Source organism: Methylacidimicrobium sp. B4, from assembly GCF_017310545.1.
Classification (GTDB): Bacteria; Verrucomicrobiota; Verrucomicrobiia; order Methylacidiphilales; family Methylacidiphilaceae; genus Methylacidimicrobium.
The window spans coordinates 1,635,378-1,656,440 of the sequence record NZ_CP066203.1; the positions used below are offsets into that span (position 1 = coordinate 1,635,378).

At 62.1% G+C, this 21,063-nt stretch carries 17 protein-coding genes; 8 read left to right on the plus strand and 9 right to left on the minus strand.

Features of this window, described 5'->3' with window-relative positions; all coding sequences use genetic code 11:
- The first annotated feature begins 75 nt into the window (after positions 1-75).
- Positions 76-903 (plus strand): homing endonuclease associated repeat-containing protein, encoded by an 828-nt coding sequence (locus tag MacB4_RS07810; protein WP_206863311.1) that lies wholly within the window; start codon positions 76-78, stop codon positions 901-903.
- A 163-nt stretch (positions 904-1,066) separates the two neighbouring features.
- Entirely contained in the window at positions 1,067-2,092 is a 1,026-nt protein-coding gene (locus MacB4_RS07815; RefSeq protein ID WP_206863312.1) for a transporter substrate-binding domain-containing protein, read from the plus strand.
- A gap of 22 nt (positions 2,093-2,114) precedes the next feature.
- On the opposite strand, the gene MacB4_RS07820 is transcribed toward MacB4_RS07815, so the two are convergent.
- The gene (locus MacB4_RS07820; protein ID WP_206863313.1) at positions 2,115-2,441 is read right to left on the minus strand and encodes a hypothetical protein; all 327 of its coding nucleotides are present in this window, start codon (positions 2,439-2,441) and stop codon (positions 2,115-2,117) included.
- A gap of 208 nt (positions 2,442-2,649) precedes the next feature.
- On the opposite strand from MacB4_RS07820, the gene MacB4_RS07825 reads away from it, so the two are divergent.
- The 4 genes from MacB4_RS07825 to MacB4_RS07840 are packed head-to-tail and all read left to right on the plus strand — an operon-like array spanning position 2,650 to position 8,548.
- Complete coding sequence (locus MacB4_RS07825) at positions 2,650-5,838, plus strand: efflux RND transporter permease subunit (RefSeq protein ID WP_206863314.1); 3,189 nt, start codon at positions 2,650-2,652, stop codon at positions 5,836-5,838.
- The gene (locus MacB4_RS07830; RefSeq protein ID WP_206863315.1) at positions 5,835-7,229 is read left to right on the plus strand and encodes an efflux RND transporter periplasmic adaptor subunit; all 1,395 of its coding nucleotides are present in this window, start codon (positions 5,835-5,837) and stop codon (positions 7,227-7,229) included. Before MacB4_RS07825 ends, MacB4_RS07830 begins: the two co-directional genes overlap by 4 nt.
- A gap of 4 nt (positions 7,230-7,233) precedes the next feature.
- Entirely contained in the window at positions 7,234-7,557 is a 324-nt protein-coding gene (locus tag MacB4_RS07835; protein WP_242529182.1) for a hypothetical protein, read from the plus strand.
- 49 nt (positions 7,558-7,606) lie between these two features.
- Positions 7,607-8,548 carry a 2-dehydropantoate 2-reductase gene (locus MacB4_RS07840; protein WP_206863317.1) on the plus strand — a complete coding sequence of 314 codons (942 nt, stop codon included), beginning with the start codon at positions 7,607-7,609 and terminating at the stop codon, positions 8,546-8,548.
- Here the strand turns inward: MacB4_RS07840 and MacB4_RS07845 are convergent.
- The 3 genes from MacB4_RS07845 to hisD are packed head-to-tail and all read right to left on the minus strand — an operon-like array spanning position 8,535 to position 13,523.
- Positions 8,535-11,045 (minus strand): ATP-dependent Clp protease ATP-binding subunit, encoded by a 2,511-nt coding sequence (locus tag MacB4_RS07845; protein WP_206863318.1) that lies wholly within the window; start codon positions 11,043-11,045, stop codon positions 8,535-8,537. The genes MacB4_RS07840 and MacB4_RS07845 overlap by 14 nt on opposite strands.
- A 15-nt stretch (positions 11,046-11,060) precedes the next feature.
- Positions 11,061-12,161 (minus strand): protein arginine kinase, encoded by a 1,101-nt coding sequence (locus tag MacB4_RS07850; RefSeq protein ID WP_206863319.1) that lies wholly within the window; start codon positions 12,159-12,161, stop codon positions 11,061-11,063.
- Between the two features lie 48 nt (positions 12,162-12,209).
- Positions 12,210-13,523 carry a histidinol dehydrogenase gene (gene hisD, locus MacB4_RS07855; RefSeq protein WP_242529183.1) on the minus strand — a complete coding sequence of 438 codons (1,314 nt, stop codon included), beginning with the start codon at positions 13,521-13,523 and terminating at the stop codon, positions 12,210-12,212.
- A 252-nt stretch (positions 13,524-13,775) separates the two neighbouring features.
- Between hisD and MacB4_RS07860 the strand changes: the two genes are divergently transcribed.
- On the plus strand, positions 13,776-14,216 hold the full coding sequence (locus MacB4_RS07860) for a hypothetical protein (protein WP_206863320.1): 441 nt from the start codon (positions 13,776-13,778) through the stop codon (positions 14,214-14,216).
- A 56-nt stretch (positions 14,217-14,272) separates the two neighbouring features.
- On the opposite strand, the gene MacB4_RS07865 is transcribed toward MacB4_RS07860, so the two are convergent.
- A complete protein-coding gene (locus tag MacB4_RS07865; RefSeq protein WP_242529184.1) occupies positions 14,273-14,782 on the minus strand; it encodes a peroxiredoxin family protein in 510 nt (169 codons plus the stop codon).
- 54 nt (positions 14,783-14,836) lie between these two features.
- Between MacB4_RS07865 and MacB4_RS07870 the strand changes: the two genes are divergently transcribed.
- Positions 14,837-15,520, plus strand: coding sequence for a TetR/AcrR family transcriptional regulator (locus MacB4_RS07870; RefSeq protein WP_206863321.1), 684 nt, complete (start codon positions 14,837-14,839; stop codon positions 15,518-15,520).
- Positions 15,521-15,819: 299 nt separating this feature from the next.
- Here MacB4_RS07870 and MacB4_RS07875 read toward each other — a convergent pair whose 3' ends face one another.
- The 4 genes from MacB4_RS07875 to MacB4_RS07890 form a co-directional block, all read right to left on the minus strand.
- Positions 15,820-17,640: a hypothetical protein gene (locus tag MacB4_RS07875; RefSeq protein ID WP_206863322.1), complete on the minus strand. Its 1,821-nt coding sequence runs from the start codon at positions 17,638-17,640 to the stop codon at positions 15,820-15,822.
- Positions 17,619-18,896, minus strand: a complete 1,278-nt coding sequence (locus tag MacB4_RS07880) for a hypothetical protein (protein WP_206863323.1) — start codon at positions 18,894-18,896, stop codon at positions 17,619-17,621. The genes MacB4_RS07875 and MacB4_RS07880 overlap by 22 nt, the downstream gene beginning before the upstream one ends.
- The gene (locus tag MacB4_RS07885; RefSeq protein ID WP_206863324.1) at positions 18,893-19,783 is read right to left on the minus strand and encodes a hypothetical protein; all 891 of its coding nucleotides are present in this window, start codon (positions 19,781-19,783) and stop codon (positions 18,893-18,895) included. Before MacB4_RS07885 ends, MacB4_RS07880 begins: the two co-directional genes overlap by 4 nt.
- A 194-nt stretch (positions 19,784-19,977) precedes the next feature.
- The gene (locus MacB4_RS07890; protein ID WP_206863325.1) at positions 19,978-20,868 is read right to left on the minus strand and encodes a hypothetical protein; all 891 of its coding nucleotides are present in this window, start codon (positions 20,866-20,868) and stop codon (positions 19,978-19,980) included.
- Positions 20,869-21,063: the final 195 nt, after the last annotated feature.

Genomic DNA, 21,063 nt, shown 5'->3' on the forward strand with positions numbered 1-21,063 from the left:
ACGCGATGTGCTTTCATTAGGGAAGATAATTGACAGCGATCGCCGCAAAGACTATTCTCTCGAGTTAAGAGAACTATGAAAACAACCGAAGCTCCGGCTGAGAGCGGAAATCGGGAGTGGAGCGAAGAGATTCTCCTGCGAGAGATCCGTGCGTGGCGGCGCCAGGGGAGGCCGCTCTACTCGCACTACATGCGCCAGCATTATCAGGAACTGCTTGCGGCGGGAATCCGCTACTTCGGCAGCTGGGAGAAGGCCGTAGAAACGGCAGGAATTTCGTATGCGGAGGTGCGGCGCTACCAGCGGTGGTCCAAGAAGAGCATCGTCGAGAAGATTCGTGCGCTCCACGCGCAGGGGGCTGATCTCTCCTTCCGGGCCTTGATGCTGAGCCCCTATGCTCCCATGGTCTATGCGGCCATTCGTCCGGTCTACTTCGGCAGCTGGAAAGACGCCCTTCTCGCTGCGGGGCTTGCCCCTGCCGATATCTATCGATACCGGTCCTGGAAGGATGCAGATATCCTGCGGGAGATCCGTCGTCTCCATGCCGAAGGGGCTGACTTGAGCTCGAAGCACATGGATGAGCAGGCCAACTCCCTGATCGCCACCGCGAGGCGGCGGTTCGGGTGCTGGGGTGCCGCCGTGGAGCGCGCTGGGCTCGATTATGCGAAGATTCGGAAGCGGAAGCGCTGGAGCGAAGCGGAGATCATCGAGCAGATCCGCGCCCTGCAGGCGCAGGGGGTGCCCCTGACGAGCACGGAGGTGCGCAATCGGGAGCCTTCCCTCTTTGCAGCGGCATGCAAGCGGCGCTTTTTCGGAAGCTGGAGGCAGGCGATCCAGTCGGCCCTAGGCAAAGCGGAGAGAGCTAGCCAGGATTGCACGACGGCTGGCCGCGGGTCTAACCGCTAGGACGGCAGAACGCGATCGGTCGGGTACCCGTGCCTACCGGCGGAAAGGCTGGGCGCGCTGCATGATGCGCGGTCGCGGACAGGACGGCTCTCGCCATTGGCGCAGGGTATTGCCCCGCATCGGCCTAGCAGCGATCGTGGGATGGTCGTTCCTTTCGTCCTCTATGGCCAAGACGGGCTTCTCCGCCGTCTCCAAGCCCTCTCCAGTGCTGCGCGTCGGAGTCAGCGAGGAACCTCCGTTTGCCCTCCGCGATTCCTTGGGAGAATGGCGAGGCTATGCGGTCGACTTGTGGCGGGAAATTGCGGGCGATCTGGGCTTGGCCTATCGCTTCATCGATGTACCGGGCGACTCCCAAGCGATGCTCCGGGCACTCAAGGAAGGCCGAGTAGATGTGGTGGCCCTGGGGGTCGCCGTGACGCCGGAGCAGGCTCGCGAGGTTTCCTACAGCTACCCCTACTATCCATCCGCTCTGGCCTTGGCTTTTCGCTCGGAGAGATCGAGCACCGCATGGGCGGTGCTCCACTTTCTGCTCAGCCGCGAGTTCGCCTATGTCATGGGTGGCCTCCTTCTTGCCACCTTTCTTGCGGGAATCTTGATCTGGGCTGTCGAACGCAAGGAGAATCCGGATCATTTCGGCGGCAAGACCCTTCATGGCATTGGCAGCGCCTTCTGGTGGGCGGCCGTGACGATGACGACGATCGGGTACGGGGACAAGGTGCCGCGAACCCCGAAAGGGAGGGCGATCGCTCTGGTCTGGATGTTTGTGGGCGTGGTCTTGGTCTCGTTTTTCACCGCTTGGGTGACGGCGGCCGTCGCCGTAGAAAAGGTAAGCAACCGGTCTCTACAGCACCGGAGCCTGGAGGAGCTGCGCTTGGGGTGTGTCCGGGGTGGCATGGGCGAGAAGTTCCTGGCGGCGGAAAAAGTCCATGCGCTCTCCTTTTCCACGGCGCCCGACTGCCTGGCGGCGCTGGTCGCCGGAAAGATCGATGCGGCCGTTTTGCGTGAGCCTGAGCTGCGCTATCTGGTCCGAACCGCATACGCCGGGGAGATTGACATCGTACCCCGGTCGCTGGAACGGATCGACTATGCCTTTGCCTTCCCGCGGGGCAGCCCCTTGCAAGAACCGGTCAACGAAGAGATCATCCGCCGGATCGGACAGTTGAGCTACCGGGTGCGCCATGGGCTTTGAGAGCGGAGGCGGCCCGAGGCCGTCAAAAAAGAGGGATGAAGGCCAAGACCACCAGCGCGAGGAGCGCGTTGATGGCAACGCCGATCGAAGGGGTGACCTTCGAAGTCTTTCCCTGACTCAAGGCAAGGCCACCGACCAGGACCCCGGATGCATTGAGCATGAAGCCCGTCACGGCGCATAGCCCGAGGAATTCGGAGGTGAGCTCCGTCTGGCTGTCGGTGGAGCGAAGGATCAGGTTGAGGAAGCCTACGGCGATCCAGAAGAAAATTCCACCGATTGCCAGAGTGAGGGAGAGGCGACCCCCGATCGGGCTGAGCTTCTCTGCCGCTTCCGGCAACTGGATGGCCATTGCGTGGAAAGAATAGCAAATGCGCTGTTGTGCTAAAAGAGAAAAAGAAGCAAAGGCTCTGAAAATTTGCCCTGCGGCGCGCCGCCGGCGGCTTGACAAAGGGAGATGGCGGACGCATGAATCCATCAATTAACGCGTTCTTAAACGATCATCGGTACTTCTTCGCGGCCTAGCTTGGCTCCGCCAAGCGGTAGAGAGCATTTTCCCCATGATGGCGCTGGTTCGATTGGCCTTGCGGAAACCCTACACGGTTGCGGTGATGGCGGCGCTCATCTTCGTGCTCGGTCTATTGACCATCACCACCACCCCCACGGACATCTTTCCCGAGATCGACATCCCCGTCGTCAACGTCGTCTGGTTCTACCAGGGTATGACGCCGGAGGACATGACCAATTACATCACGACCTTCAGCGAGTTCACGTTGACCCAGTATGTCGACAACGTTCAGCGGGTGGAATCGAGGACCCTGTACGGGCTCAACGTCATTCGCATGTACTTTCAGCCGGGGACCAGCATCGACATGGCCCTTGCGGAGACGGCGGGGATCTGCCAGACCGTCATCAAGCGGATGCCCTTAGGGACGACCCCGCCCTATGTGCTCCGCTATTCCGCTTCGGAGGTCCCGGTGATCCAGGTGGCGGTGAGCGGGAAGACCAAGTCGGCCGCCGAGCTCTTCGATTACTCCTGGTACGGGCTCCGTAGGGATCTGGCGACCATTCGCGGATCGACCTGGCCTCCCCCGTGGGGAGGCACGCCGCGGTTCATCATGGTTGATACCGACCCCAATCAGCTCCTGGCCCGAGGGATGACGGCCGACGGCGTCATGACCGCCTTGAGCGATCAAAACCTCGACCTTCCCTCGGGAGACATCAAGATCGGCGACTACGACTACCTGGTCAGCGTCAACAACATCCCAAAGAAGGTCGTCCAGCTCAATGACTTTCCCCTGCAGAAGGTCAACGACCAGATCGTCTATCTCCACGACATCGGCCATGCGCGCGACGGGGGGGCGGTCCAGTGGAATGTCGCCCACGTCGATGGGGTCCCGGCGGTCGTCCTGCCGATGCTCAAGAACGGCATGGCTTCGACGCTCCAGCTGGTCGCGGACCTTCGAAAGCTTCTTCCCAAGGCGATGGCGGCGGCGCCCGAGGGAACCGACATCCGGCCGATCTTCGACCAGTCGGTCTTCGTGCGGGCCTCGATCGAGGGGGTGGTGAAAGAAGGGCTGATTGCGGCGGGACTGACCGGAATCATGATCCTGGTGTTTTTGGGGAGCTGGCGGAGCACGCTCATCGTCCTCACCTCGATCCCGCTCTGCATCCTGGTCGCCCTCTTTCTCATGAGCCGGATGGGCTACACCATCAACATCATGACCCTGGGCGGACTGGCGCTCGCGGTCGGGGTGCTGGTGGACGATGCGACCGTGGAGGTGGAAAACATCCACCGGAACCATGGGATGGGGAAGCCCCTGATTCAAGCGATCCTCGACGGTGCCGCGCAGATCGCCAACGCCGCATTGATGGCAACTCTGGCCATCTGCATCGTCTTCACCTCCGTGATCTTTCTCGAAGGACCGCCCAAGTTCCTCTTTACCCCGATGGCCTTGGGCGTCGTCTTCGCGATGCTCTTCTCCTACTTTCTCTCCCGGACCCTCGTGCCGACGATGGCCGATATGCTGATCGGCGCAGAGGAGGAGGAAAAGGAGCGCCGGCTGGCCGCGGGAAAGCCGCCGAGCTGGTTCGAGCGTTTCCACCATCGGTTTGAAGAGCGCTTCGAGGCCTTCCGGGACCGTTTTGCCGGCGTGTTGCGCCTCGCTCTTGACCATCGCTCGGCGGTCTTCGTTCTGCTCGGCGTTCTGGTCGCCGTGAGCGCTCTGGTCGTCCCGGTGGTCGGACGGGATTTCTTCCCGTCGGTCGACGCGGGGAAGTTCCGGCTCCACGTCTTCACCCCACCGGGCACACGGATCGAGAGGACCCAGCGGATCTTCAGCGAGATCGAGCGCTACATTCGAAAGACGATCCCGGAGGAGGAGATCGATTCGATCGTCGACAACATGGGCATCCCCTTCTTCTATCCCGCAGCCCTCGCCTACAGCGATACGATCAACGAAGGAACCTTTGATGGGGAGATCCTGGTTTCGCTCAAGGAGGACCACCGTCCGACGCCCTACTACATGAAGAAATTGCGGGTGGAGCTGCCGCGACACTTTCCGGGTTGCTGCTTCTTCTTCCAGGCTGCGGACATGGTCAACCAGATCCTCAACTTCGGGTCGGCCGCCCCGATCGACATCCAGATCGCAGGGAAGAACGAGAAGCTCGTGAGCGACGTTGCCATGGAGATGCAGAAGCGCATCCGGAAGATTCCCGGGGCGGTGGACGCGATCGTCTATCAGATGAAGCAGCCCTATCTCCACATGGAGGTCGACCGGATCCGGGCACTCGACTTGGGAATGACCCAGAAGCAGGTTGCCGACAACGTCCTGAACCATCTGAGCTCGAGCTACGTGGTCGCCCCCAACTATTGGGCGGATCCGGAGACGACCATCAACTATCCGCTCGTCGTGCAGAGCCCGCAATTCAAGCTCGACTCCCGAAACTGGTTGATGAATCTCAACGCGGGCTACCCCTCGAACGAGATCTATTCGCGGCTCCTGACCACGCATCTCGAGCCCCAGCTCATCAGCAACCTGATGGAGATCCACCGGACGAAGAAGACGGCCGTGATCAGCCACTACAACATGAAGCCGCTCAAGAACATCTTCGTGAACATCCAGGGCCGGGACCTCGGGGGTGTCTCCGGGGACGTGGAAACGGTGGTCGGCGAGTTTCAAAAGAAGCTGCCGCCCGGCTACGACATCCACGTCCGAGGCCAGGCGCAAAGCATGAACAGCGCCTTCCTCCGGCTGGGCTTGGGCACAGTCTTCGCCATCATGATGGTCTACTTCCTGCTTGTCGTGAACTTCCAGGGATGGCTCGATCCGTTCATCATCCTGACCGCTCTCCCTGTCGGCGGCTGCGGGATCATCTGGATGCTCTACCTGACCGGAACGACCTTCAACGTCCCCTCCCTCATGGGAACGATCATGACGGTCGGCGTGGCGACCTCGAACAGCATTCTCTTGATCACCTTCGCCAACGAGGCGATGCGAAACGGGAACGATGCCACCACGGCGGCATGGCTCGCCGGGAAGATCCGCCTGCGGCCGGTGGTGATGACGGCAGGGGCCATGATCTTGGGGATGTTGCCCATGTCCCTGGGATTGGGTGAGGGCGGAGAGCAGAATGCGCCCTTGGGAAGGGCGGTCATCGGAGGGTTGCTTTTCGCCACCGTGGGCACGCTCTTCGTCGTGCCGGTGATCTACTCGCTCATTCGAGGACGGACGGAGGCAAGGGAATGAGCTCGCCCGAAGGGTTGGATGGAATCGGAGGAGGCGAGCTTCCGCACAAGGAGAGGCCGATGCTGGACGATGCCGTGAAGCGTAGGAGCTTGGCCCACCATGGGGGAGACGAGGCGATCGAAACGCGAGAGCCAGACCGGATGTCAGAGTCGGCCGGGCAAGCGGGGTTCGTCGGGGGAGCGAACGGAGCGCCTTCGAAGGGAAGGGGAGTTCGCCGCTTCGCGGTCCTCTTTGGAGGCGTCTTGCTCCTTCTCTTCCTGATCGGGCTGGTTCCTCGCTTCTTCAACCAGATCTCCCTCCGGCGGGCGGTGGTGGCAAGCGAGAAGATCCCCGTTTCCGTGATCTTGCCTGAAAAGCCCAAGCCCGAGAGCGATCTTCTGCTGCCTGGGACCGCACGGGGTTACTACGAGACGCCGATCTGGGCTCGGGTCAACGGCTATATCAAGAACTGGTGGGTCGATATCGGCGAGCGGGTCCAGGAAGGGCAGCTGATGGCGGAGATCGATGCCCCCGATATCGACAAGTCGGTCGAAGCCTACGAGGGCTCGCTCCATCAAGCCGAAGCCAACCTGGTGATCGCCCGGATCACGCTCGACCGGTGGAAGGGGCTCATCCTGACGCGGGCGGTCTCCCAACAGGCGCTCGACGAAAAGCAGGCGATGTACGACGCGGCGCTGGCCCGAGTGAATGCGGCGCGCGGGCAATTGCAGCATTACGAGGAGCTCCAGAGCTTTAAGAAGATCATTGCCCCCTTCTCGGGAATTGTTACCGCGCGCAACATCGACATCGGGACCTTGGTTTCGCTCGGAAGCGACAAGGCGGTTCACGAGCTCTACCGGGTCTCGGTCAATGACCTGATGCGGGTCTACGTCGCCGTTCCTCAGAACTATGTCCCGCAAATCCAGTTGGGAACCTGGGCCGATGTGACCGCGTCCGAGCTTCCCGGGGTCATCTATCATGGGCTCGTCGTCCGGACCGCTCAAGCCGTCGATCCCCTCTCGCGGACCCTGCTGACCGAGGTAGACGTTGGCAATCCGGATGGAAAGATCGTCGTCAACATGTATGTCGACGTCATCTTCCATCTCCCGACCGCGAGCACGCTCCTGCTCGTGCCGGTCAATGCGGTTGTCTATCGGTCCGACGGAACCTTTCTGATCACCGTGGACAAGCATTCCAGGGTCCATTACCGGAAGGTCGAGCTTGGGCATGACCTTGGGAACCAGATGGAGATCGCCTCGGGCCTCCGTCCCGACGAGAAAGTGATTTTGAATCCGCCGGAGTCGCTCGAGGAGGGAGAGGAGGTCCTCGTAGCGTCCGATCTCAGCAAATCCAAACCGAGAAGCGAAAGAGCAGAAACGGGGGAGGGGAAAAAGCACCATGCCAGCAGGTGAAGCGATGAGCCATGGAGCAGGGGGAGCTACGGAGGGCGGGGGCATTCGGCAAGCGGAAGAGAGAGTCGCCTTCTTCAGCATCGAATCCCCGGGAAGGAGCTGGGTCTTTCCGTACAGCCGAGTGCTCTTCGCGCATGCAGACACCGAAGGCCATCGCTTCTTCATGCGCACCATGAGCCATGACCTCTGGGTGACCGGCAAGAAACTCGGGAACCTGATCCTGCTCTTCCAGCGGGAGCAGGTTGCGGAGATTCGCACGGGAAGCAACGAATGGGGAACGGTCGAGGAGATCGAGATCAGCGAGAACCCGGCGGGAATGTTCCAATAACGCCGGTCAGACTACGTCGCGGCAGGTCAAATCGGTCTTGCTTATCCGGGTGAAGATCGGGGTCGTAGGATCGGGGGCGGTGGGCTCCTACTACGGGGCTCGGCTGGCCCGGGCGGGCTGCGAGGTCGTCTTTCTTCTGCGCAGCGACTGGGAAGTCGTCGGGCGCTCCGGATTCTCGATCGAGGAGCCGACCAAGGAGTCCTTCCAGCACTACCCGGTGCGGGGCTATCGCCGGACCGAGGAGATGGGGCGCTGCGACCTGGTCATCATCGCCCTCAAGGCGACGGCGCGGGAGGCGCTGCGGGAGCTGTTGCCTCCGCTCCTCGGGCCGGAGACGGCGGTCTTGGCCCTGCAAAACGGCCTCGGCAACGAGGAGTGGCTGGCGCAGGAGTTTCCCAATCGTGCAATTCTGGGCGGGATCGTCTTCGCCTGCCTGACAAGGATAGCACCCGGGAGGATCAAGAACAGCGGGTTTGGCAAGATCGAGCTCGGGGCCCACGGGAGGCTAGATACCGCTCTTCTCGAGGATGTTGCTGCCCTCTTCGAGCGGGCGGAGGTGCCGTGCGCGGTCGTCGAAAGCCTCGAAAGTGCCCGCTGGCGCAAGCTCGCATGGAATATCCCTTTCAACGGTGTTTCGGTGGCCGCCGGCGGAGTTGACGTCGCGGAGATCCTGCGCGATGCGGAGTTGAGGCAATTGGCCGTTGGCCTCATGGAAGAAGTTGCGGCGGTCGCCGCAAAGCACGGGCTTCCCTTCCCCGAGGGCTGGATCGAGCGGTTGATGGCCGACACCGCCCGAATGGGGCCTTACCGGCCCTCCACGCTGCTCGACTTTCTGGCAGGGAGAACGATCGAGGTCGAGGCAATCTGGGGCGAGCCACTGCGGCGCGCCCATCGGGCGGGCATGCTCACCCCTCGATTACAGACGATCTACGCCCTTCTCCGCGCTCTGGATCGCCGCGAGGAGTCCGAGCGGGACCTCACGCCGTCGTAGCGGGAGAAGGCTCGCTCGGCTCGCTCTCCGCACCTCCAGGCGTGAAGGTCAGGACGCCTTCGCGAACATCGACCACGATCGACTTGGCGCCGTCGAAGCGTCCCCGGAGGATCTCCTCCGCCAGAGGGTGCTCGACATGCTTCTCGACTGCGCGCCGCAAGGGCCGAGCCCCGTAGGTGGGATCGTAACCCTTCTCGATCAGGAAGTCGGTTGCTGCCGGGGTCAGCTCCAACACCAGCTTGCGGCTTTTCAAGCGGGAGGTCACCTTTTCCACCTCCAGAGAGACGATCTTGACCATGTCTTCCCGGTTGAGGGGTCGGAAGACCACGAGCTCGTCGACGCGGTTGAGGAACTCGGGCTTGAAGGTCCGCTTGGCCGAATCGATCATCCTCTCCTTCATCTGGCCATATCCCGCCTCGTCGCGCTTGGCGGTGAATCCAAGAACCCCCTGCTTGACGCCGACGTCGGCCCCGACATTCGAGGTCATGATGATGATCGTATTGCGAAAGTCGATCTTCCGGCCAAGGCTGTCCGTCAAGATGCCGTCCTCCAAAATCTGGAGGAGGACATTCCAGACATCCGGATGCGCCTTCTCGATCTCATCGAAGAGGACGACGCTGTAGGGTCGGCGTCGCACCTTTTCGGAGAGCTGGCCGCCTTCCTCGTAACCCACATAACCGGGAGGAGCCCCGACGAGCCGGGAGACATTGAACTTCTCCATGTATTCGCTCATGTCGAGCTGAATCAGCGCCTCGGCGCTCCCGAAGACCTGTTCGGCCAATGTCTTGGCGAGCATGGTCTTTCCGACGCCTGTGGGTCCCAGGAAGATGAAGGAGCCAATCGGGCGCTTCGGGTCCTTGAGATCGGCGCGAGATCGTTGCAGGGCGCGAGCCAGGGCATCGATCGCCTCGTCCTGGCCGATCACTCGGCCTTTGAGATCCTCCCCGATGCGAAGGAATCGGTCCTGGTCCCGCTCGGTGATACGGGTAATCGGGATCCCGGTCGATTTCGCCACGACCTGCATCATGTCGTCCTCGGTGATGACGACCTCCTTCTCGTCGCGATTCTGCCTCCATTCGGCGAGCACCCGCTCGAGTCGCTCCTTGCTCTCGCGCTCCTTGTCCCGAAGTGCAGCCGCCTTCTCGAAATCCTGCAGCTTGATGCATTCGTCCTTCCGGCTCCGAACCTCGGCCAGCTCCGCTTCGAGCTCCTTGACGTTGGGCGGCCGCATCGTGGCGGAAATCCGGGCACGCGCTCCCGCCTCGTCCATCACGTCGATCGCCTTGTCGGGCAGGAAGCGTCCGGTCAAGTAGCGTTCGGAGAGATGGACGGCCGCCTCGATTGCGGCATCGGTGAAGTGGGCCTTATGGTGCGCTTCGTACTTGGGCTTGAGCCCATGAAGGATCTGCACCGCCTCCTCCCGGGAGGGAGCTTCGACCAGGACGGTCTGGAATCGCCGCTCGAGGGCGGCATCCTTCTCGATGTACTTCCGATACTCCGCCAGGGTCGTGGCTCCGACGCACTGGAGCTCGCCGCGGGAAAGGGCGGGCTTGATGATGTTCGAGGCATCCATCGCCCCTTCCGCCGAGCCAGCACCCACGATGGTGTGGAGCTCGTCGATGAAGAGAATCACATTCTTGCTCCGGCGGATCTCCTCCATCACGGCCTTGATCCGTTCCTCGAACTGCCCCCGGTATTTCGTCCCGGCCACCATCAGAGCCAGATCCAGGGTAATGACCCGCTTCTCCCGCAGCATCTCGGGGACGTTATCGGCCGCGATCTCCTGCGCCAGCCCTTCGACGATCGCCGTCTTGCCCACCCCCGCCTCCCCAATCAGCACCGGATTGTTCTTGGTCCTCCGACAGAGGATCTGCATCACCCGCTCGATCTCGTTCTTTCGGCCGATGACCGGATCGAGCTCCCGGCGCCGGGCGAGGTCGGTCAGATCGCGACCGAAGGCTTTGAGTGCGGGAGTCTTGACCTCCTTCTTCGTCCCGGCCTCGGCTCCGCCGGCAAATGCGGGCTCCGACCCTTCCTCTTCCGCCCCTTCGGAAGCGGAGAAATTGGGATCGAGCTCCTTGAGGATCTCGTTGCGAACCCGCTCCAGATCGATCTCGAGGTTCTTGAGCACCCGGGCGGCGACTCCTTCTCCCTCGCGCAAGAGGCCAAGGAGAATGTGCTCGGTCCCGACGTAGCTATGGTTGAGCCCCTTGGCCTCCTTCTGCGCGAGCGCGAGCACCTTCTTCACCCGCGGCGTATAGGGAATCGGGGTCGTGGGCTTGCCCTCGACCTCCGTGGTCATCTGCTTCTCCAGCTCGGCTCGCACCGTCTCCAGGTCGACGCCAAGCTTCTGCAGGACGTTGACGGCGACCCCTTGGGCCAGCTTGATGAGCCCGAGCAGGAGGTGCTCGGTTCCCACGTAGTTGTGGTTGAAGCGCTCCGCTTCCTTCCGGGCCAAAGTCAACACTTGTTGTGCTCGCGGAGTAAAATTGGTCATGGGTTTTCCTCTTCCTTAACTATGCAACGGCGGGGAGAGTTGTCCAGTTTCCGGAGGGGGCACATCCCGCAAACGCGCCCGGAGAAAGTCCGCCCGAAGAGCGTCCCGCTCCTCCGTGGAAAGCTTCTTTTCGTGGGAGAGCTGCAAATGCGCGGGCTGCGTGTTGATCAGGCACTCCTCGTCCACGACCGCCCGGCAACGAACCGGGAAGAGCCCCATATCCGTTCCCAAGCGCAGCAGCGAAAGAAGGTTGAGGGCTTCCTTGGAAGAAATCGTGTAGGCATTGCCCAGGACCCCGTAGGCCCGGCTCACCTGGTCGACAACGAGCCTCGGGCGCTCTTCCATCAGCTTCTGCCGGGCATTCTCCTCGTGCTGGACCACCTGGCCGATCACCTTGTGCATCCGCTCGAGAATCTCCTCTTCGCTTTCCCCGAGCGTCATCTGGTTCGAGATCTGGAAGAGATTCCCCAGCGCCTCGGTCCCCTCCCCGTAGAGACCGCGCACGGCGAGGCCGATCCGGTTGACCGCCTTGACGATCTGGCCGATCTGCTCGCTCAGGACCAGTCCCGGAAGATGCATCATCGCCGACGCCCGCAAGCCCGTGCCCACGTTGGTCGGACAGGCGGTCAGGTAACCGAGCTTGGGAGAGAAGGCGAACTCGAGCTTCTCGTCGAGCTCGGTGTCGGCTTTGTCCGCAATCCTCCAGGCGGCCTTCAACTGGAGGCCGCCCTTGAATGCCTGAATGCGAAAGTGATCTTCCTCGTTGATCATCAGGCTGATCGTTCGAGCCCGGTTGACCACGACCCCGCTACCGGCGTTGCGGCCCGCATGCTCCCGGCTGATCAGGTGCTCCTCCACCAGGACCTGCTTTTCCACCGGGGTGAAGTGGTCCATCGAGTCGGAAAGAACCGCTTCCTTCATGCCGCTCAACCCCACGGCCGTGGGCAGGGCCAGCGCCAACACCTTCTCCCGTTCGGTTCTCCTGGCCCAGCCGGGGAAGGGAAACCGGCTGAGATTCCGAGCAAGCCGGATCCGGCTCGACAGAACGATGCGGCTATTCTGCTCTCCGGCATGGAGCCATTCGCAGGGAGACTGCAAGAGCGCCTGAATCTTCAAGTTACCTCACCTTATCCGAAGGGGGACCCTCCCGCAAGGAAGCCCGCTTCATTTCCGCACATTCCTCGGGCGAATGCGGACGGAGGCTGACTGGCCATGCGCCGCGAGCCCTTCGATCTCTGCGAATTGCGCGATCTGGGGCTCCACGCGCGCGAGCGCCGCCCGCGAATATGCGATGAGGCTGGTGCGCTGGAAGAAGTGGTCCATCCGGAGCCCGTCGAAGGCGCGAGCCGATCCGCCCGTAGGCAAGGTGTGGCTCGGGCCCGCCAAGAAGTCACCGGCGGCGACGGGCGAATAGTCGCCCAGGTAGATCGCTCCACAGTGACGCACCTCTTTGGCGGCCAGCCGGGGATGGCGGACGGCAAGGCTCAGATGCTCGGGCGCAAACTCTCCCACCAGCTCCAAGGCTTCTTCCAGGTTCCGGGTCAAGACGAAGAGCGCATGCTCGGCCAAGACCGATCCGACCATGCTTCGGCGAGGCAGGGTTGGAACCGCCTTCTCGATCTCTTGGAGCACCGCTTCCAAGACCTTCGGGCTCGGGGTCAGCAGCAGGATACGGCTCGAGGAGCCATGCTCGGCTTGCGCCAGCAGGTCGGCGGCTACGAACTCTGCTCGCGCGCTCTCATCGGCCACGACGGCAACCTCGCTCGGGCCCGGGAGCAGGTCGACCGCGACCAGCCCGAAGAGCTGCCGCTTGGCTTCCACGACGTAAGCATTGCCGGGTCCAAAAATCTTATCGACCGGGCGAATGCTTTCGGTGCCATAGGCCAAGGCGGCGACGGCCTGGGCGCCTCCCACCGAGTAGACTTCGGTGGCTCCGGCGGTACGAAGAGCGTAGGAGAGAACGGGATGGATCGGTGGAGGGCTTACCGCTACGATCTCCTTGACGCCCGCTTCCCGCGCAAAGGGGATCGTCATCAGGGCGGTGGAGATCAAGGGAGCGGTTCCGCCTGGGACATAGACGCCGACCCGGTCGAGGGGAAGAAAGCGTTCCCCGACCCAAGCGCCCTCCCGGTTGCGCATCCGCCAGTCCCGCGGACGGGATGCCCGGGCGAAGCGGCGCACGTTGGAAAGCGACCAAGCCAGAGCCTTGCGGACCGCCGCGGAAGGAGCCTCGGCCACCTCCTTGCGGCGCAATTCCGAAGGCGCGAGGGTTACCCGGTCGAGCTCCTGGGTGAGCTCGACCAGCGCCTTGTCCCCTTTGGCTGCAACGCGTTCCAGGATGCCGCGGACCCTCTCGGCAAGCTCAAGGCTGGGAAGGGGGCGTCGGCGAAGCTGCTTTCGGACCAGGCGCGGGTCTTCCCGGTCGCAGTGAAGAATCCGGTAACGGCTCATCATGGCCGACTCATTGTAGCAGGTCATGCGCCAATCTCCCGCGAAATTTTGCCCTCCTCGTCTCTCAGGCATTCGCTTTCTCCCCGAATCTCTCTCCCACGGGCTGGCGAACGGATCACGGATGCGGGGCCTCGAGCAAGCCCTTCGGTTTCGAGGGAGAGAAAAAAGGGCTCGCTCTTCATCCGCCATTCTGATGTAATGTCAACCACTCAAGCCCCTGGGAGAGAAAGGATGGGGCCCATGCCCTTCCGATGCTCCGCAGGTTCCGGGAGAAACAACATGAAAAACACCGCGTTTGTCAGGAAATCGACCCTCTTGTTGGGTGCGCTCGGTCTCTTGGGAGCCTTCTCGCTTTTTCCGCTCCACGCCCAGCACCAGCATCACGGGGGAGCCAAGAAGGCCGATACCGAGCAGTCCGCCGAAGATCAGGACGAGCACGAAGGCCACGAGATGGAAGGAATGGAGCATGGCAAGAAGAGCAGCTGTATGGGTGGCATGGGGGGCATGGGAGGTATGGGTGGGATGGGTGGCATGAGCCACGGCATGGGCGGTATGGGTGGCGGAGGCGGGGAGAATTGGGATCAGATCATGCACGAGGTGGAAACCACGAAGAACCCCAAAGCCACCGCCCGCAAGCTCCGGATGAAAGCCGATCTCATGAAGGCCGATGCCGAAGTCCTGGAGAAGTACGCCAAGGAGCTCGAAGCCGGGAATCCCTAAGCGCTTCTTCGAACCACCCGCGGCGAGGAGGCATCGCGGGCGGAGCGGAAGCGCCATCACGCTTTGGATTGGAGATAGGAGACCATTCCGATGACATCGTCGGCGACCAGCCTGCCGATCGGTCCGCTCGAATAGACCGCATTGAGGACCCGACCGTCGGGATCGAGCAAAAATCCCGTCGATTGCAGGTAGTGCGACTCCTCATTGGTGTACGCGCCGGTGAGCGCCGCAATCCCGTCGGCATCGGCGCTATGCCCTACGGGGAAGCGTAGCCGAAACTTTTCGACGGTTTCTTGCGCGCTCACCTCGTCGTCGACCGAAAGCGCCGCGACCTGAATGCCGGTTTGGGTCAACCTTTCGCTCGCGCGCTGGAAGCCTCCGAGCTGGGCGGCACAGTAGGGACACCAGGCGCCGCGGTAGAAAAGGACAACGCCAAAGGATCCGGCAAGGCGGTCGGGGAGGCGAAGCGTGCCGCCCCCGACCGCAGGGACCTCGATCGTCGGAAACTTCTGGCCATTCTGCAAACGGAGCGTGGGCGTTTTCATATTATGGACTGTATAGTCCATACAATGCCCTCCTTTGAACTAGACCGTCAAGTCCAATGTTGTCACAATCGGCGTATGCCGAAGGAGACGGAGCCCCAAAGACGCCTCACCGCCCGCGGCGCTGCGATGCGCGGTCGCTTGATCGAGGTGGCGGCCGCGCTGATCTACGAAAAGGGAGCCAGCCGGACGAGCCTCGACGACGTCCTTGAGAAGAGCGGAGCAAGCAAGTCGCAGCTCTACCACTACTTCGCCGACAAGGACGCGCTCATCCTCGGCGTCATCCGTTGGCAGATCGAGCGGGTGCTTGCGCTGCAGCAGCCCCACTTGGCGCAGCTCGACTCCCTTGAGGCGCTCTGGCGATGGCGGGATGCCGTTCTTGCCCTCGCAACAGCCGCACCCGGGTTGCGGGGTTGTCCGCTCGGCTCGCTTGCCAATGAATTGGCCGGCCGGTTCGAGAATGCCCGATCGCTCTTGGCCGGCGGCTTCGACCGTTGGCGAGAGGCGCTCGAAGCGGGTCTGGGGGCGATGCGGGCCCGCGGGGAGCTCGCAGGCTCAGCGAACCCCCGCGAGTTGGCGCTGGCCATCCTTGCGGCGCTACAGGGCGGCCTGCTTCTCGCCAAGACGGCCCAGACGATTGAGCCACTCGAAGCCGCGCTCGAGATGGCCCTGGAGCATGTCGCCCGTCACGCGACCAGGAAATCCGCTCGCAAAGGCGGAGCTGCGGCTGCGCGATCGAGCCCAGAACCCAGGAGACCTTGAGCGATGGGCTGGCATTCTGCCTCGCGGTTCGCCGGATCGCTGATTTCCTGTCCAGCGGCCAGGGAGCAGGATTTTGCCGGCGGATCGGAGAAGCGCTTCTGCCGCTCTTCCTGCTCTGCCGATCTCTTTGGGGTCACGCTCGCTCAATCGGCCAGACCGCTCAGATGGTGGCGAGGAGGCGGGCAATCCGCCTGCAGTGCACACATCGCGACCCAGAGCGGCGAATGCGCGAGCTGCGACCATTGGCTCCTTGCGTGCTCAGCAAAGCTTGGGCCTCCCTCGCGTCGCCGAATCTCCTATTATGCTCTCCCTCCCCGGTCGGCTTGGCGGCTTCGCTCCACCCTGGGATCCGTTCGGGTGAACTCGATCTTCTGGAGCCCTTCGGTCGAAAGGGGCGGGGGCGAATGGGGATCGAAGGGCTGCCTCCCCAAGGAGCTCTGCCGAGCGTGGATCTTCTCCCACATCTGCCCGAATGTCTCGGCTTGTCGCTGGGCATGGATCTCTTGACCCTGGACGAGCAGCGCCAGCAGCTGCGCCTTCCGCTCGCGAGCCATGGGCGGAGAAGAAGCCACCTCCTTTCGAGCGGGGGGCTCTTTGGGAAGCTCCTGGAGCCGAGCAACCGCCTTGGCGATTTCGGCAGAGGCGAGGCTCCGGAGCGTCCCAAACGGGTTTTTGGAAAGATCGATCGGCCGTTCCTCGGCGCGCCGTTGCCGAAGGGCATCTAGGCCCCCATTGCGAGCCCAGTTCTCCCTCGCGATCGCGATCTTCTCCCGCATGACCGCGATCCAAGCCTCATGCGTCAATGGCCCGCTTTTTGCTACCTTCTGGTTGGAGGCCTTCTCGAGAGAGGCGCTGGGCTGGCGCTGCGGGGAGTCGGGCATGCCCGGAGGGTCCTTTTGGGGCGGCCGTGCCTCGAAGAAAGCCTTCCCCGCCTTTTTGGTCTCGTGCTCCTTCCCATCCGAGACCAGCTTCCCGCCCACTTCGGAATAGATCTGCCAGAGCTGCGAGCCGTCAGCGGCACTAACGGGCTCGCCATTCTCGTCGATACTGGCTACGATGATCTGCCTCCGCGCAATGTTCTGAAAGAAACGGGGCAACGTTCCATTGGGGAGCTCTGGGTGGACATGGGCATCGCCATTCCAAGCAAAAATGCCGCAAGAGCCTTCCTTCGACACGACCGATTGCCCAATCGCTTGGAGCTTGCTGGCCATGTACTCGTTCCGCTCCCGGATGTTCTTGGGGGTGAGCCCGTCACCAAGCGGTGGCACCAATTCGGAAGCCCTTTCCCCTAGACGCTCGCGTACCTTGTTCCAAAATTGGGTGTCATCGACCCCGCTGGTCCGTATCGTAATCTTTCCGCCGGCCCACCGACGCTCGGCGTTGATCACGGAAGTCATGCCCTCCATCTGCTCCCAAAAATCGTTGGACGGCTGCCATTTCGGATTGCCCTCTTGGAGCTTATGCGCGATCGCTTCCCCAAACCATTTTGCGTCCCGTGCCGAAAGGGTCTTACCCACCTTGGCGAGCGCCTCCCCGCGAGCAAGATAGTCATCGATCACCCCCTGGCAGCTTCGGGGAACGCCCATCACAAGACACACATCTCCATCCCGGTATGCCTTCCGGTACCGCTCACTAGGTACATCGATGCAGTGGACCCGCATTCGCGCTTCGGGATGTTGAGCGTTCTTGTATGCGACCTCGGAGAGGACCGCGCACCATTCCCGGCTGTGGAGATTGTCATCCAGTAGGGATGCAGGGCCTGCCTTTTGTGCCACGTTCCGCCACATCCGCTCCCCAAGCTGCCAGATCTGGTCAGCTGCCTCCGCTACCGCCTTGTCGCGTGCGCCTCCGACTAATCCCTTCTCGTGGATCTTCCTTAGGCAGGAACCCCACCGAGCCTCGGCTTGCCCGAGGAAGTGATCGACATCCCGCTGGATATCCTCCGGGAATTCGAGCGCAAGGTCCCGAAAGCCCCGCTTGCGCAACTGCTCGAGAAATTCCGGGTTTTTCAGCAGCTGGAAGCAGTGGTCCTTTAGCGGGCGTTGGTCGCCGTATGAGTGATACTCTCCCCCGAAGGCGATCTGAAAATTATGGGGATTTAGGGTCGTTTGGTGGCGCATGGCGCTTTTGCCTCCTTTTGGCTTGGGCTTTCCGAAGGACGATCACGGGGATAGCGACACAAGACCGTCAGCGGTACCTCGAGAGCCTTGTCACGGCCCTCGTCACGGAAGGTGCGGTCAGGGTTGAGGTAAAAGTAGAATTCTGCCGAGCAGTGGGGGCCGGCATGGTCGTATGCCAGCTTGCGATATGACCGCCCTTTGGAGAGTTGATCGGTCGTGTTTTCGGGCAGTTCGCACACCGAGCTCGGCTCTCCCCACCGCCGGATCAGCTCGGGCCCCTGCAAGGAGCAGCGGCCCTTGCGGAAGGCCAATGCCACCACCGTCTCAGGGGCCTTAGGATAGGGATCAGACCAGAAGGCGATCGCGCCAACCGCCCGATCCTTGGGAGCCGATATCCCCTTGTGCTTATTGTGCTTCCCGGCACCACGGGGATAGCCAATGGGGTACCACTCCGGAGGCGTCGGCGGGCGGCCAACAATGATGCCGCCGACAGGGAGACTCCCAAGCCAGATCCACCAATTCTTACGGACGGCTATGTAGTTCGGATAGATGGGGGGCCAGTCTGGGCTTGAGAGTGGGAAAAAGACGTTTCCGGAAAATCGAGAAAATCCAAAATAAGGAGGATCAAGGGAGCTCCACTGGAGATCGAAGGATTCGTCGGGATAGTTACCCTCTCGCTTACCGACAAACTTCACCCCAAAGGCATCGGGCAGCTTCCCAAGGTCGGCGATCGGCCAGTTGGCGATCGTCTGGACCATGGCGAGAACCTCCTCGTCGGTGAGCTCCTGCTTTTGGACGAGGGCCGCCAGGTCGATCTTTGGTGAAGGTTCCTCCGCGCGGAGGGAGAGCGGGGCGGTGGCCAGGACGAGGAGCAAGGAGAGGGAAAGTAAGACGGTCCTGATGCACTTCTCGACCCTGCCAAAGTTCATGGGGGAGACCTCGCGGAAGGCCAATGCGCCTTGTACGGGAAGCGCCGCCTTCGGGTCAACCCCTTTTCCAGCCCGGGCTGGCGCGGCCAACCCGGCCCACCGAGCCTCGGCTTGCCCGAGGAAGTGATCGACATCCCGCTGGGAATCCTCCGGGAGTTCGAGCGCAAGGTCCCGAAAGCCCCGCTTGCGCAACTGCTCGAGAAATTCCGGGTTTTGCGGCAGATGGAAGCAGTGGTGCTTTAGCGGGCGACGGTCGCCGTATGAGTGGTACTCTCCCCCAAAGCCGATCTGAAAATTATCGGGATTTAGGATCCTTTGCTGGCTCATGGCGCTTTTGCCTCCTTTTGGCTTGGGCTTTCCGAAGGACGATCACGGGAATAGCGACACAAGACCGTAAGCGGTAGCTCTTGAGCCTCGTCACGGCCCTCGTCACGGAAGGTGCGGTCAGGGTTGAGGCAAAAGTAGAATTCTGCCGAGCAGTGCGGGCCGGCATGGTCGTATGCCAGCTCGCGATATGACCGCACTTCGGACAGTTGAAAGGCCGTTTTTTCGGGCAGTTCGCACAGCGAGCTGGGCTCTCCCCACCGCCGGATCAGCTCGGGCCCCTGCAAGGAGCAGCGGCCCTTGCGGAAGGCCAATGCCACCACCGTCTCAGGGAGCTTAGGATTGCGATAAGACCAGAAGGCGATCGCGCCAACCGCCCGATCCTTGGGAGCCGATATCCCCTTGCGCTTATTGTGCTTCCCGGCACGACGGGGATAGCCAATGGGTTGCCACCCCGGAGCCGACGACGGGCCGCCCATAAAGATGTCGCCGACAGGGGGGCCAATAAAGATGCCGAAGGCAGGAGGCAAAGGCTGGCACCACCTTTCGTAACGGTCGGCTGTGTACGCCGGATAGACGGGGGGCCAGCCTGGGTGCCCGAAATAAGGAGGATCAAGGGTGCTCCACTGGAGATCGAAGGATTCGCCGGGATAGTTGCCCTTTCGCTCACCGACAAACTTCACCCCAAAGGCATCGGGCAGCTTCCCAAGGTCGGCGATCGGCCAGTTGGCGATCGTCTTGACCATGGCGAGAACCTCCTCGTCGGTGAGCTCCTGCTTTTGGACGAGGGCCGCCAGGTCGACCTTTGGTGAAGGTTCCTCCGCGCGGAGGAAGAGCGGGGCGGTGGCCAGGACCAGGAGGAAGGAGAGGGAAAGTAAGACGTTCCTCACGCACTTCTCGACCCTGCCAAAGTTCATGGGGGAAACCTTGCGGAACGCCGATGCGCCTTGTACGGGAAGCGCCGCCTTCGGGTCAACTCCCTTTTCCAACCTGGGCCTGAGGGATCGAGTCGGCCAAGGAGGTTGATCCCTCGGAAAAGAAGCTCCGAGTCGGAGGACGAGAGTTGGAGTGGCCCTCTCTCTTGCTACGGATGGGAACCGGTTGCCGGGGCCGGCTCTGACTGCTCGACCCCTTTGCTGCCTTCATGGGGTCTTCTCTCCATCAGGGCTTGGCCCTTGGATGGAGGAGTGCTGGAAAACGTGCACTCGATCACCAGGGGAACTTTTTTCTTTTTGGCCGTATAGAAAAAGAACGTTACGGAGCAGTGCGGGCCAACCTGCTCGTAGGTTAGCTTTGAGCCGGGGCCTCTGTCCTCGACAGGGCTCCGGTGCTTGAGCAGCTCGATCGAGGTGGGCTTGCCCCATCGCTCGATGAGCTCCCACTGCCGCAAAGAGACGCGGCCTTTTCGGAAGGCAAAAGCCACGGTCGTCCAACGTGCATGGAGGGATGGCGCCCAGAAAGCGATGGCCCTCACTGCCGCCTTCTTTTCAACATGGGGCTCAAGGGTGGAGGACCAGGGGAATCGCATCGATATGCCTTGGAGGACGGGCTTGGCGTCGCCTGGCGTCCAGTCCTGGCCAACGGGATTTCCGGAGATCTGCGATCCTCCATGGAGCAAGGTCTGGCCATTGGTGCGGAAATAGGGACGGCCCCACTGGAGATCAAAGGGGTAGCCGAGAGATGGGCCCGTCGCGGTTCCGTGAAAGTCGACGTGAAAGGCAGCGGGCAGCCATCCAAATTCGGCAATCGGCCAGTTGGCAACCGCCTTCACCATGGCGAGGATCTCCCCACTGGAAAGCTTGCGCTTTTGGACAAGCTCTGCCAGGTCGACCTTTGGTGGAGGCTCTTCCGCCCGCGAAGAGGACGGCGAGCTGGGCAGGACGAGGAGGAAGCAGAGGGAAAGTAAGACGAGTTCTCGGCAGCACCGCCTTCTAGCCAAGTGCATGGGAGAGGTCTCGCGGAGGAGCCGCAGCATCTATGCAGGAAGGGCCGCACTCTCGTCAATCCCTTTCCCAATCCGGATGGAAGCGCTCCAATTGGGCGCACCCAGCTTCGGCTACGGGAAGCAAGCTCCTCACATCGGGCGGGGCATCCTCGGGGGAGCTCGAGGGCAATCTGATGTTACCCCTCCTTGAAGATGCCCTCGACAAGCGCCAAATCCCTGAGGCGC